Source organism: Kitasatospora sp. Xyl93, from assembly GCF_055383135.1.
Genome location: NZ_AP029185.1, coordinates 603,960 through 616,261, shown reverse-complemented (window position 1 = coordinate 616,261; position 12,302 = coordinate 603,960). Strand labels below are relative to the sequence as shown.

The 12,302-nt window shown below is 70.5% G+C and carries 12 protein-coding genes and 1 pseudogene; 9 read left to right on the top strand and 4 right to left on the bottom strand.

Annotated features, from left to right (window positions below; all coding sequences use genetic code 11):
* Positions 1-52: 52 nt before the first annotated feature.
* Together ACZ5GH_RS02785 and ACZ5GH_RS02780 are read left to right on the top strand one after the other, a co-directional pair.
* Positions 53-1,609 carry a discoidin domain-containing protein gene (locus ACZ5GH_RS02785; RefSeq protein ID WP_464333295.1) on the top strand — a complete coding sequence of 519 codons (1,557 nt, stop codon included), beginning with the start codon at positions 53-55 and terminating at the stop codon, positions 1,607-1,609.
* Between the two features lie 42 nt (positions 1,610-1,651).
* Entirely contained in the window at positions 1,652-2,893 is a 1,242-nt protein-coding gene (locus ACZ5GH_RS02780; RefSeq protein WP_464333294.1) for a DUF7927 domain-containing protein, read from the top strand.
* 74 nt (positions 2,894-2,967) lie between these two features.
* Here ACZ5GH_RS02780 and ACZ5GH_RS02775 read toward each other — a convergent pair whose 3' ends face one another.
* Positions 2,968-3,726 carry a YncE family protein gene (locus ACZ5GH_RS02775; RefSeq protein ID WP_464333293.1) on the bottom strand — a complete coding sequence of 253 codons (759 nt, stop codon included), beginning with the start codon at positions 3,724-3,726 and terminating at the stop codon, positions 2,968-2,970.
* 444 nt (positions 3,727-4,170) lie between these two features.
* Between ACZ5GH_RS02775 and ACZ5GH_RS02770 the strand changes: the two genes are divergently transcribed.
* The 7 genes and pseudogenes from ACZ5GH_RS02770 (at position 4,171) to ACZ5GH_RS02740 (ending at position 9,988) form a co-directional block, all read left to right on the top strand.
* Complete coding sequence (locus ACZ5GH_RS02770; protein WP_464333292.1) at positions 4,171-4,956, top strand: serine protease; 786 nt, start codon at positions 4,171-4,173, stop codon at positions 4,954-4,956.
* 486 nt (positions 4,957-5,442) lie between these two features.
* On the top strand, positions 5,443-5,808 hold the full coding sequence (locus ACZ5GH_RS02765) for a profilin (RefSeq protein WP_464333291.1): 366 nt from the start codon (positions 5,443-5,445) through the stop codon (positions 5,806-5,808).
* Between the two features lie 57 nt (positions 5,809-5,865).
* Positions 5,866-6,006, top strand: a pseudogene (locus ACZ5GH_RS02760) (IS1380 family transposase); the annotation flags it as partial.
* Between the two features lie 88 nt (positions 6,007-6,094).
* Positions 6,095-7,213, top strand: coding sequence for a hypothetical protein (locus ACZ5GH_RS02755; protein ID WP_464333290.1), 1,119 nt, complete (start codon positions 6,095-6,097; stop codon positions 7,211-7,213).
* 40 nt (positions 7,214-7,253) lie between these two features.
* Positions 7,254-8,249, top strand: a complete 996-nt coding sequence (locus ACZ5GH_RS02750; protein WP_464333289.1) for a TauD/TfdA family dioxygenase — start codon at positions 7,254-7,256, stop codon at positions 8,247-8,249.
* A gap of 108 nt (positions 8,250-8,357) precedes the next feature.
* Positions 8,358-9,254, top strand: a complete 897-nt coding sequence (locus ACZ5GH_RS02745; protein ID WP_464333288.1) for an IS982 family transposase — start codon at positions 8,358-8,360, stop codon at positions 9,252-9,254.
* A 212-nt stretch (positions 9,255-9,466) separates the two neighbouring features.
* Positions 9,467-9,988, top strand: a complete 522-nt coding sequence (locus ACZ5GH_RS02740; protein WP_464333287.1) for an RICIN domain-containing protein — start codon at positions 9,467-9,469, stop codon at positions 9,986-9,988.
* 211 nt (positions 9,989-10,199) lie between these two features.
* Here ACZ5GH_RS02740 and ACZ5GH_RS02735 read toward each other — a convergent pair whose 3' ends face one another.
* From ACZ5GH_RS02735 to ACZ5GH_RS02725, 3 genes are all read right to left on the bottom strand, one after another.
* Positions 10,200-10,613 carry a phage tail protein gene (locus tag ACZ5GH_RS02735; RefSeq protein WP_388986244.1) on the bottom strand — a complete coding sequence of 138 codons (414 nt, stop codon included), beginning with the start codon at positions 10,611-10,613 and terminating at the stop codon, positions 10,200-10,202.
* Positions 10,614-10,650: 37 nt separating this feature from the next.
* Positions 10,651-10,971: a transposase domain-containing protein gene (locus ACZ5GH_RS02730; RefSeq protein ID WP_464333286.1), complete on the bottom strand. Its 321-nt coding sequence runs from the start codon at positions 10,969-10,971 to the stop codon at positions 10,651-10,653.
* Between the two features lie 507 nt (positions 10,972-11,478).
* Positions 11,479-12,135, bottom strand: a complete 657-nt coding sequence (locus ACZ5GH_RS02725) for a hypothetical protein (RefSeq protein ID WP_464333285.1) — start codon at positions 12,133-12,135, stop codon at positions 11,479-11,481.
* Positions 12,136-12,302 lie beyond the last annotated feature (167 nt).

Genomic DNA, 12,302 nt, shown 5'->3' with positions numbered 1-12,302 from the left:
CCACCTCGGGAACGGGACGGCGCGGCCCCCGAATCCGAAGGAGAACCACCCCGTGTCCGTCGTGATCCAGACCCAGAACGCCGGTACCGCCGCCGATGATCCGCTGCTGACCTATCAGATCACCACCACCCCGAGCCCGCTGAAGGCATCACCCGAAAACCCGCAGGCCCCCGAGGAGATCGGAGAACTGATCATCTCGGTCGCCCGGCAGAGCGGCACACCGGCCGACGTCGAATGGATCAAGGTGAAGGTCCCGGCCGGGGCGATGGCCCCCGACCTCGCCACCGACCTCAACAAGATCAGCCCCCGGATCAGCCTCACCGGCTGGACCGTACGCCTGGACGCGGCCGCCAAGGAATTCGTCTGCGCGCCCGCCGCCAGCCACGCCCCGATCGGCCCCGGCACCGGGTTCACCATCCAGCTGTCCGACATCCCCATCAGCCGCAAGGTCGGCACCGCCCCGGTCACCGTCACCGAACGCTCCCGCACCGGGAACTCCGCCTTCCAGAACCGGGCCACCGTCTTCCACCTCGGCAAGTTCCCCGCCGACTTCTACCTGCGCAACTTCCAGTGCGCACCCTCCATCATCCCCAACGGCGGCGACGTCGAGCTCACCTGGGAACGCTCCGCCAACGCCACCTACGAGCTGCTGTACCCGGGGGTCAACCGCGACGTCACCACCCGCACCAGCCTGCCCATCGAAGGCGTCACGTCCGACACCACCTTCTATCTGCGCGGAACCACCGGCGACCCGTCCAACCCCGTCGTGAGGATCCTCTCCACCCATCTCACCGTCCTCAAACCCGACCTCGACATCGGCAACCTCATCGTCAACGGCACCGTCATGGCGAAGGGCGATGTCACGATTGCGCCGGGCAAGCAGCTGGCCGTTCCCAAGATCGTCGGCAACGGCAGTCACATCGAAGTGGCCAGCAGCATCCACCAGTCGGCCGGCGGCGTCTCGGTCAACACCGGCGGCCTGACCGTCGACGGGAACGCCACCGTTTCGGGCGAGCTCACCGCCACTTCGGTGACAGCCCGCAACTCCCTGACCGTCGGCCTACCGACCGCCAGCGCCCTCCCCGAGGGCATGGCGGGCTACACGGCCGACAAGATGCTGGACGGCCGGGACGACACCTTCTACCAGTCGAGGTTGACCCCTCATGTCAACGACTGGGCGATGGTCGACCTCGGGGAAGTTCGCCGCATCACCAGGATCGACATCCACTTCACCTCATCCGGGGTGATCGGAAGGGTCGAAACATCCAACGATCGGACCAACTGGACCTCACGGGGGGCCGTCACCCCGCCGGTGTCCAGCCACACGCTTCCAAACGGCGGAGCCGAGGTCCGGTACGTCCGCTTCCTTCTCCCTGTAGGCCAGCTCCTCCCCTACCAGATCCGGCACTTCATCATCACTCCAGGCGGTTCATTCACCGCCGGCCTCAGCTCCACCCGCAGCCTCGGCACTGAACCAACGGCTGCCGCCGATGCGACAGCCGTGACGAACGACGACGGCCCGCCCGCACAAGCAGACACACAGCCCTCCGCCACACATGCCCCCCTCCCGCTACCGGACGCGGACGCCCAGGACGGAACGCGCACGTAAGGCATACTCTCCGGCACGGGCCCCGCCCGCGCCGACACCGTCGTGCAACTCGCCGGCCCGGCCGGTCCGGTGCAGGTGAACGCCCCGTACACCGTCACCCTTGACGTGCCGAACAACGCCCCCGACTGGGCGCAGAACTCCGCCATCGTGAACATCGCGCTGACGGGGACCGCCGCCGTGACGTCCGCGAAGGCATCCGCCCCGGACTGGGCGTGCGACTTCTCGGCGGGTTCCTCCGGCACCTGCTGGAACCTGGCCGCCTTGACCTCCCCCATCTCGGTCACCCTGACGGTGGTGCCGACGGCGGGCGCGAGCGTCACCGTCTCGGCCGACGCCCGCAACCCCGCCCACAAGCCGATCGGGTCCGACTCCCTGACCACGAAGGTCCAGGCACCGGCGCCGGTGGTGACCGGCCTCGCCCCCGACCACGGGCCGCTGGCCGGCGGCGGCAGGGCGGTCCTGACGGGCAGCCACCTGACCGGGGCCACCGCGGTCGCCTTCGGGGCCGTGGCCGCCACCGCGTTCACCGTGGACAGCGACACGCAGATCACCGCGACCGTCCCGGCCGGGGCCGCCCCCGGGAAGGCCGACGTCACCGTCACCACCCCGGGCGGCACGGCCGCCGCCGGGGCGTACACCTACCAGGACCCGGCGACGGCCGGCGCCTACGTGTTCTCGCAGAGCGCCGACCCGGCGTCCGGCTCGACGGTGAAGCCCGGCAGCAAGGTCGCCTACACCGTGACCGTCGCCCAGCAGGGCCCGGACCCGGCCGCGGGCGCGACCGTGACCGCCGACCTGGCGCAGGTCCTCGACGACGCCGCCTACGCGGGCGACGCGGCGGCGAACTCCGGCACCGCCGCCGTCAAGGACGGGAAGCTGACCTGGACCGGCGACCTGCCGGTGGGCGGCCGCGCGACGATCACCTACTCGGTGACCGTCGACGGCCGCCTGCACAGCACCGTCGGCACCCCGGACGAGCGGCGGGGCACCTGCGACAGCACGAAGAGCTGCACGGCCGACCACACCGTCCCGGCCCCGAACAGCCCGACGCCGACGCCCACCGACGACGGCGGGCAGGCACCCGGCACCCCGACGCCCGCGCCCACCGCGCCCGCCGGACCCGACCCGCGGACCCCGGCCGCCACCGCGCCGCCGGCCGCCTCCTCGTCCGCCCTGGCCACCACCGGCACCGGCGCCCTCGGCAGCGCCGTCGCGGCCGCCGCCCTGCTCGCACTCGGCGCCCTTGCCGCCGCCCTCGGCCGCCGCCGGGGCCGCCGCGCCTGACACCGCACCACCCCGCACAAGGCGAGGCCGCCACCGGCATTCCGGTGGCGGCCTCCGCGGTCTCGGGGGCGGGGTCAGCCGATGCGGATGAGGCTGGCGGTGGCGCCGGCGGCCTCGTGGGCGCCGTCGCCGGTGGTGCTGACCACCGAGAGCGTGCCCGCGTTGAGGTTCGCGGCGTAGAGCGTCGTGCCGTCGGGGCTGAGCGCCATGCCGCTGATCGACCGCCCGTCGAGGGTGGGCACGGAAGAGGTGATCGCGTTCGTGGCGGGGTCGATGGTCACGACGGTCCCGGACATTCCCGCGTACAGGTGCGTTGCGTCCGGGGACGGCACGAACCTGCTCACCATGTAGGGGGTGGGAATCCTCGCGGCGACCGTCAGGGTCGCGATGTCGATCACGTCGACGGACGGCCTGTTGTTGTTGAGCTCGGCGACGTAGACGCGCGCGCCGTCCGGCGAGAACGCGAGCGCGGCCGGGAAGGCGCCCGGCGTCAGCGTCGCGACGGCCGTGTTGGTGGCGGTGTCCACCACCGACAGCGAGTTGCCGAAGACGTTGCCGGTCCACACCTGGCCGCCGTCCGGGGAGACCGCCAGCGCGATGGGCCGGGACCCGACCGGGACGGTGGCCACCACGCTCTCGCTCGACAGGTCGTAGGCCACCAGCGCGTCGTGGGACTGATCGGTCAGGTAGACCAGCCGCGCCGGTGCGGCCTGCGCCGGCACCGCGGGCAGCACCGCGCCGACGGTGCCGAGGACCGCGGCGGCCAGGGCCGCGGCCGCGCCCCGCCACAACGGCGCGGCCGACCTGGGGCGGCCTGCTTGGAGTGATCGCATCGTTCGCCTCTCGGGGAGAACCCGCCCGGAACCTGTCGCTCCGGATCGAACCGACGCTATCCGAACCGCATTTGACAGCTCATCGGATCTTCGAAACTGCACAGATCTGCACATCCCTGATCGACCCGCCGGTCGACGCAACGCTGCCGCGCGCCCCGCCGTGCGCCGGCGGCCCGACCGGGCAGTCCGCGAACGGGCCGCACGCCGGATGCGCGGCCGTCCGGCCGCGCGCCTCGGTCCGGGGAGGCCCCGCCTGCGCCCCGGAGACCGGCACGACCGGGGCCCAGCCGCCTGCGGGCGGCGGGAACGCCGTCACCGCGCGGATGCACCCGCACGGTGACGGGCCATGAGGATGGCCGGATTTCGCCCTGCCCGACAGGGCGTGCTGTTGGATCTCCGGTGCGACGGGGGAAGGGCTCCCGTCCGTTGCGGAGTGGGGTTTTCATGGCCCGGTCATGGCGCAGGACATGGCGGCGGCTGGCAGGAGTCGCGCTGATGGGCGCGCTGATGGGGCTCTTGTCCGGCACGGTGCCGGCGCGCGCCATCGTCAACGGCACAAAGGCCACAAAGATGCCCCCGTACATGGCGTCAATCCGGGAGCGCGGGAGCGCCATCTGCGGCGGGGTCATCCTGAACGACAGGACGATCCTCACCGCCGCGCACTGCCTCCAGCACCAGTACCCTCCGAGCGAACCGAGCGTGGGGGTGGGCGATCTCCGGCTCAGCAGGGCCACCATCCACCCCGTGGAGAAGTACGTCGTCCACCCGCAGTACAACATGGCCGTCAGTTACAACAACGACGTCGCACTGCTCAAGCTGGCGACGCCCCTGACCTTCAGGCCCGGCATCCTCGGCCCGGTCGGCTGGCCGCTCTCCTCCGACCAGCCGCCGTACGGCCAGGTCCTCTCCGTCGCAGGATGGGGGCGCCTTTCCGAAGGCGGCTCGACACCGGACGAGCTGTACACCACGAATGTGATGGGCCTGAGGAACGACCAGGAGGGGTGCTCGAACTACTACAGGGAGGGCCGCCTCTCCGACACGATGTTCTGCGCCGGATACCCGGACGGGCACACGGACGCCTGCCAGGGGGACAGCGGCGGCCCGCTCGTCAACCGGTACAACGAGCTGGTCGGCATCGTCTCCTGGGGCATCGGCTGCGCCCAGCCGGGACGGGCCGGCGTGTACACGGACGTCAACAAGCTCCGCTCCTGGATCAACACCGCCAAGTAACCCCCGCACAGGACACTGCAGCCCCTCGTGCACAGAAGCGTTGCAGCACGCACCGTACGGCGGCAGATCGCGCACACCGTCCCGGACAAGCCCGACCGGGCCGGACACCGCCTGCGCCGCGGCAGCGCGGACGGACGGCCGCCCGGCCTCGACCGCGGACCCTGCAGACGCAGGCACAAGGCCGAATGCCGGACCGGTCCGCCGAAACAGGATCGAAGCGTCGTGACGCGCTACGGCGAACTCGCCGGCCGGCGCGACTCCCTGATGCGGGCGGGAGTCCCGTGCAGGACGCGTCAGCCGCTGGCCGGAATCAGCCCTTCCGGATGTGTGTACGAGCTATGAAACGTGGAGTTCCGGCCATCCGCCGGTAAGTCAGGTACGCGGACGGCGTGGGGACGTGAGGATTCCGGATCGGACCGGCAATCCGCCGGTCTGTGCGATTCCGGAACAACAGGGGTGGGGCATATGGCAGCAACGTGGCAGGGCTTGGTGGACCAGCTCATCGGCTCGGCGAACATCACCCAAGCGGCGATCATCAGGCGCGACAATGGCGCACCCGTTGCCGCCAGCGCGGGATTCGCGCTGAAGGACGGCGAGGCCGCAGCGATCCTCAAGCTGTACGCGGACCCCTCGAAGGTGTTCAACACCGGCGTCACCGTCGGCGGCACGAACTACCGGGGCACCAGGGGCGTCGGCCGCTCGATCCGCGGCGAGAACAGCGGCAACGGCACCGTCCTGGTCCGGACCGACCAGACCGTCCTGATCGGTCTCTACACTGCGCAGCAGCACCGCGAAGACGCGATCTATACCGTGGAGAAGCTGGCCGACTACCTGCTGAGCGGCGGCTACTAGGTTCTGTCCGGCGGATCTTGATGCCCCTCAGGGCGCTATAGCGCCCGTACCGGGGACGACACCCTGGCCGTGGCCGGATCCAAGGCACTGATGGCGATCCGCCGTGCTCGGGCCGAAGTCCGCGAGAGAGTCTGGCGGTTGCCCTGCGAGGCGGCCCCGGACGTGGGCGGCGAGGTGATCGTGGACATCAACGGTGTGCCACCTCGCTCAACTTCATTGTCCTGCGGAGGAATCGACTCTCCGGGCGGGGTTTCTATTGGCATGTTCCTGGTCAACTATTCCAACCATGGGCTTATCGCTGATTGCCGGTCATCCTCCCGTCGCCGTCTTCCGTACGCCCCGGGGCGGCCAACCCGTCGCGGAGTTGGGCCCGCGAGTCGCCGGCTCCGCGCAGCGCGCCGCGAGCGTGCTGGCCGCTGTCGCCTCGCACGCCCGACCGGTCCAGCGGACAGCATCGGTGCGACAGGCGGCCGCGGCGGTCGGCGAGTTGGTCGCTGCGCTGTCGGCTCTGGCTCCGGCCGTGGTCGGTGAGGACGTGCCGGCGGAGTCGGCCAGCCAGTCGTACTTCCGGGTCCGCGAAGTGGAGCTGTCGGATCAACAGGCCGCCCTGCATGGCGCCCTGGTCGTCCACCGCGGTCTGGAAGACCTCTACGACGCTCCGCTGTCGGGCGCCGACCTGGCACTGGAAGCGGCCGGGATGCGGCAGGCGGTGCTCGACATCACCGGCGCGTTGCCGGACGCCGGCCCCGAGTCCGCGCTACCGGTGCCCGTCCCGCAGCCCCGCGCGGGGGTGCCCTTGGAGCAAGCGTGGAGTGCTCGGTGGCTCATCGGGCACCAGGTCCACGTCCTGTTCAACGTCTGCGCCGCCGTCGCCGTGGCCGACACCGCCCACCACCTGCGCCACGGCGACACCGACGCCGCACTGGACCGGCTGGCCGCTGCGACGGTGTACGTGCGCGGCTTCCCAGCGGCGATGAACCACGCCAGTACGATCCCCACCGACTACTACATGACGGCGATCCGCCAGACCATGGCACCGCCGTCGACGGACATCCCGCTGAGCGGGCGTCAGCACCGCGGGTACAAGCTGTTCCGGGCCGCGATGAAGGACCTGCTGTCGCTGCTTCCCGACTCCTACGAGCAGTTGGCCGCCCGTGCTCCCGAACTCGCGGAGGCACGGGGCGCGATCCTGGAGGCCGATCTCGTGGACGCCGAACGGCACGTCACCCTGGCGTACTCGATGGTGCACCTGCGCCGTTCCATCGCCCAACGGCCCGAGGGCCCCGACAACGCCGTCGCGGAGCTGCGGCTGATGCGCCACCGCCGAGCGGCCCAGTACGCCTCCCTGGTCCGCTTCGGGGACCACTACATCGCCGACGCCGTGGCCGACTTGCGCCATTCGTGACTCCACCCGCCCACCGTCCGCACTTCCGGCAGGAGCCCTGATGCCCGGCACCGCACCCGGCAAGACCGTCGCAGCCGACTGGACCCTGGACCCGACCGACGCCGACACCAGCGAACGGCTGGCCCGCGCCCTGTGCACCGACGGGCGTGACCAGGTGGACAGTCCCGAGTGGGTGGCACGGGCCCGGGACGCCTGGGACGAACTCCCGCTGCAACTGCGACGCGCGATACGCCGCTTCCGCCGGCACTCCGGCCCGCACGGCACCCTGCTGATCGGCGGCTTGCCCGTCAACCCGGCGAGCCTGCCTCCGACACCGGCCGTACCCGGCTCGGTCCAGCGCCAGGCCACCGTCCCGGCCGCGCTGCTCACGATGGTGGCCTGCGGGCTCGGTGACCCCCTCGCCTACCTGGCCGAGAAGTCCGGCGCCCTGGTGCAGGACGTGGTGCCCGTGCCCGGGCAGGAGACCTTCCACGGCAACGCCGGATCGGCGCCGCTGTCCTTCCACACCGAGAACGGCTTCCACCCCCACCCGCCCGACTACGTCGTCTTCCTGTGCCTGCGCGCCGACCACGACCGCACCGCCGGCATGCGCGTCGCGGGCATCCGCCAGGCGCTGGCGCTCCTCACCCCGGCAGACCGCGAGACCCTGTTCGCACCGGAGTTCATCACCACCCCACCCCCCTCCTTCGGCCCCGACACCGCGAGCGGGGCCGCGGCCGAGCCCCGGCCGGTGCTCTCCGGAGCGGTCGAGGACCCCGACATCCGCATGGCCCAGCTCGTCACCACCCCGCTCACCCCTCGGGCCACCGCCGCGCTGGCCGAGTTCGGACGAGCCTGTGGGGCTACCGCCCGGTCCCTGCGCCTGGTCCCCGGCGACCTGGTCGTCATCGACAACCGGGTCACCGTCCACGGCCGCACCGCATTCCAGCCCCGCTACGACGGAGCCGACCGCTGGCTCCAACGCACCTACGTCAGCAGCGACCTGCGCCGCTCCCGCGACCACCGGCCCCACGACGGCCACGTACTCGCCCGCTGACCCGTGCCTCGACGGCCGCCCGGCAACCGGCTAGACGAGTAGTTCCGAAGTGGGCTGGGTTTGCCGGTTCTGCTCCGGGCATGCAGGAAGGGTGTCCAGCATCGGGTTGTGACGACCGAAGAGCTGGACACCCTCCTGACGGCACTCTACGTGCAGATCGATGATCACCTGCCCCGAACGCGGTGGTTGGGCCGCCCGCCGTTGCTGACGGACTCCGAACTGGTCTGCCTGGCCGTGGCCCAGGTGCTGCTCGGCTTCCACTCAGAGGCCCGCTGGATCCGCTTCGCCCAGGCCCATCTGCGCGGCATGTTCCCGAACCTGCCCGGCAGGCCCGGCTACAACAAGCGCCTGCGCGCGGCACGGCCGCTGCTCCAGCAGGCCGTGCGCGACCTGGCCCGGGCGACCGACCTGTGGGGCGACCCGGTGTGGATCACCGACTCGACGCCCGTGGAGTGCGGCCGCTCCCGCGACACCGTCCGCCGCTCGGCGCTGGCCGGCTGGGCCGGCTACGGCTACAGCCGCTCCCACTCGCGCTGGTTCTGGGGCCTGAAGCTGCACCTGGTGTGCACCCCGGCCGGCCTGCCCGTCACCTGGGCCCTCGCCAACCCCAAGGTCGACGAGCGCGAGGTCCTGGCCGCGCTCGTCGAGACCGAGCCCGGTCTCGTGCGCGAGCGGCCCGGCCTGCTGATCCTCGCCGACAAGGGCTACGTCTCCGCCGAACTCGACCGCTTCCTCGACCAGTACGGCATCCAGCTGCTGCGACCGTCGTACCGCAACCTCGCCCCTCGCCCGGGCGAGGGACTGCTGAAGTCGGTCCGCCAGCTCATCGAGTCCGTCAACGACACGCTCAAAGGCCAACTCGGACTCGAACAACACGGCGGCCGCACCATCGAAGGCGTCGGCGCCCGGGTCGGCCAGCGGCTGCTGGCGATGACCTGCGCGATCTGGCACAACCGGACCACCGGCCAACCCGTCACCCGCTCACTGATCGCCTACGACCACTGACCGACTTCGGAACTACTCGTCTAGATCGTTCCCTTCAAACCCCATGTCGCCCCAAGAGATGAACATGGTTCGTACCCGGGCGTGTCGCAGCTGACCTCTGCGAACCTCTTCCATGCCAGGCAGGTATGCCAACTGCCCTTTCCGGCAGGGCCTGGCCACGTCCGACCATCCCACCGAGCCGACACCCGTCGGCGCACTTGCGGAGGTACCCCATGTCCCGTTCCATTACCGCGCTGGCCGGCCTGGCCGCCGCCGGCCTGATCGTCGTGACCGTACCCGCAGCTGCCGTCGCCTCGCCCCGCGCGGCCAGCACCATGTGCCTGGACGTGGGCGGGTCCCGCAACAACGGCGACTGGGTCAAGATCTGGGAGTGCCAGAACCCCGGCTTCGGCAACCAGGACTTCGTCGTGGACCGGGGCCAGATCAAGGTCAGGGACACCATCGGCAGCGGCCGAGAGATGTGCCTGGACGTGGGCGGGTCCCGCAACAACGGCGACCGGGTCAAGATCTGGGAGTGCCAGAACCCCGGCTTCGGCAACCAGGACTTCGTCGTGGACCGGGGCCAGATCAAGGTCAGGGGCACCATCGGCAGCGGCCGAGAGATGTGCCTGGACGTGGGCGGGTCCCGCAACAACGGCGACCGGGTCAAGATCTGGGAGTGCCAGAACCCCGGCTTCGGCAACCAGGACTTCGTCATCGACAGCGGCCAGCTCAAGGTCAAGGACACGATCTGACAAATCGGCGGAGGCGAGTCGAAGACCTCGCCTCGTTGAGGACGGGTCGGCCCCGTACGCACCGGCCTCCGGAAGGTTCCTGGCCCAATGCCGTTGCTTTAGCCCACCCAGCCGCTGAAGGGGAACCGAACGGGTTCAGGCCCGCCGACTATTGGCCGGCGGGCCTGAAAGGAGCTGTCAGCGGTCCCGGGCAGGAACCGTGTGACGCCTGCTACTCGATGGTGATGTCCTCGTACGTGATCGTGACCGCCTCAGTTGCCATTCCCGAGTTGGCTGCACCGAGCTGAGGCCCCTCCCAGCTGGAGGCCCATGCGTTGGTGAGGTGAATCCTTCGGACGTGGCCCGTAGCGTCGGAGATTTGGAGGACAGCCGGCTCCGGTGTGCCGTCTTCCGCCGCTTTGGCCAGGGCCTGGGCCTGTTCTGCCGGGAGCACGAGCGTGATTGTTCCGGGCTGGGCGACCTTCGGCTTCACCTCGCCGACCAAGTCCTGAACTGTGGTGGAGCCGTTCACCTCGATGACGTCCTGCCCAATGGTCAGGCCGTCGATCGACTGGACGGTCTCAACCTGGAACTGGCCCAGGCTGAGCTCGAACGTGTGGTCGGTCAGGGCGTCCTCGATAGTCATCCTGCGTCACCGATCTTCTGTCTCATGGCCCGGCGGGTCAGCCCCGGACAGGCGCATCCCGTTTCGGCGGTGCGTCCGACCTTGCATGGCAGCACCGACTGCTGACAGTAGTGGGGCGATTCCACTCTGTCTCGGGTGCGCGCCAAAAACCGGCTACGCGCGCGTTCTCGTACGACTCCCGGGCGAACAGGCAGAGCCCGAGCACGAAGTACATGACCAGCCGGGCGGGCAGTATTCGCCGTCGCTGCTCGGCCCTGCCGTGCTCGGCTATCGCCGCGTCGACCAGCTCCGGAGTGAACACCTGAGCCAGCGTTCCTAGCCTCAGCTGGCCGCCCGGCCCCGCCCCTCGAAGATCCACACCCGTCCAACAGGCCAGGCAGGGCTAAAGCAACGGCATTGGGTTCCTGGCCCCCCGGTACCCCGGCGCCCTCGCGGGCCCTACGCCCACCGCGACGGTGAACCTCTTCTGAGGGCACCGGAGCACGACCGGCACGCGTGGCCCCGCGAGAGCCCTTGCCGATCGAGGCACCCCGGCAGGGGCTCTCGCCGTTCCCGACACCAACCGCGCCCCCGGGGGGCGATGTTCAACCGCTGGTCCAGGTAAGCACCTTCAGCCACCTCGGAACCCGAGCTGTCAGCGGACGTCAAGTCCGTTTCTGGTAGCGGCCTGGCTGCGGGACCCCGGATCCCCGGTTGCCGACCGCGCCACCCGACCCTGCTCCCAAGCCGTGACCATCGCCTCGATCAACGCCCGCTGCTCGTTTGACAAGTCGCTCGGATACGCCCGTCCGTCCATGCGCCGCAGAACCCCGCTTGCGAGGCCGGCTAACACAGCTGGGAAGGACCGGACGTTCCGAGCGGGTCTTCAGTGGCGGAGGTAGTGGGTGATCCCGATGGCGGGCTCCGGAAGATCAACAGAATCCGGAAGCGAGTCAACGAGCGTCAGGATGTCGATGTCCATCGTGGTGCGACGGTAGGCGTGGGCGAGTTCGGCCAGTTGGGCGGACGCCTGGCCGGGGAACTGCTTGGCGGCGCTCTGGGCCTCGGTGCCGATGGCCCGCAGGAGCAGGTCACGAGCCGAGGCGGCGGCGGGTACTTCCGCCGTTGAGGCTTTGGAGAAGGCGGCCGCGAAGCCACTCTGTTCTGCTGGAACGACGAGGAGGGCGACATCCGCCTGCGACGTACCGGTGATCATGTTTTTGGCCGTTGGGCCCTCAGGCTGGTCCGTTCCGGGGGCGAAGCGGTATGCGGAGGAGGTCGCCCAGTACCCTCGCGTCGTCAACGTGTAGGCGCGGGCGAGTTCGGCCAGTTGGGCGGACGCCTGACCGGGGAACTGCTCCGCCAGGTTCTGGGCCTCGGCGCCGATGGCGGCGAGCAGTGCGTCGCGGGCTTCGGCGACGGCGGGCGACTCCGGCGCAACGGTGATCGGCGCCGGGCCCCGGCCGTCGGCCTCGGCCTGTGGGGTGGTGGAGCTGTCAGGCACGGTCTCTCCCAGGTGCTTTGGGCAGTCGAATACCGCCACCTGGGCAGCCTATCCAGCGAGCAGCACTGTCATGCGGTGTTCAAGCGGGGCACTCCGAACGGGTCTTCAGTGCCGGCAGGGGCCATCCGGCGGCGGGGGTCCGGAGCAGGCGGTGGTGGTTCGCGGCGGCGAACCACCACCGCCTGTCGAAGCGCAGGTCGTTGTGG

What these genes read in the sequence shown, in the direction of transcription:
- ACZ5GH_RS02770 (WP_464333292.1), top strand. Translation starts at nt 4,171, where the DNA reads ATGGCCCGGTCATGGCGCAGGACATGGCGGCGGCTGGCAGGAGTCGCG.
- ACZ5GH_RS02735 (WP_388986244.1), bottom strand. Translation starts at nt 10,613, where the DNA reads ATGACTATCGAGGACGCCCTGACCGACCACACGTTCGAGCTCAGCCTG.
- ACZ5GH_RS02740 (WP_464333287.1), top strand. Translation starts at nt 9,467, where the DNA reads ATGTCCCGTTCCATTACCGCGCTGGCCGGCCTGGCCGCCGCCGGCCTG.
- ACZ5GH_RS02755 (WP_464333290.1), top strand. Translation starts at nt 6,095, where the DNA reads ATGGGCTTATCGCTGATTGCCGGTCATCCTCCCGTCGCCGTCTTCCGT.
- ACZ5GH_RS02775 (WP_464333293.1), bottom strand. Translation starts at nt 3,726, where the DNA reads ATGCGATCACTCCAAGCAGGCCGCCCCAGGTCGGCCGCGCCGTTGTGG.
- ACZ5GH_RS02750 (WP_464333289.1), top strand. Translation starts at nt 7,254, where the DNA reads ATGCCCGGCACCGCACCCGGCAAGACCGTCGCAGCCGACTGGACCCTG.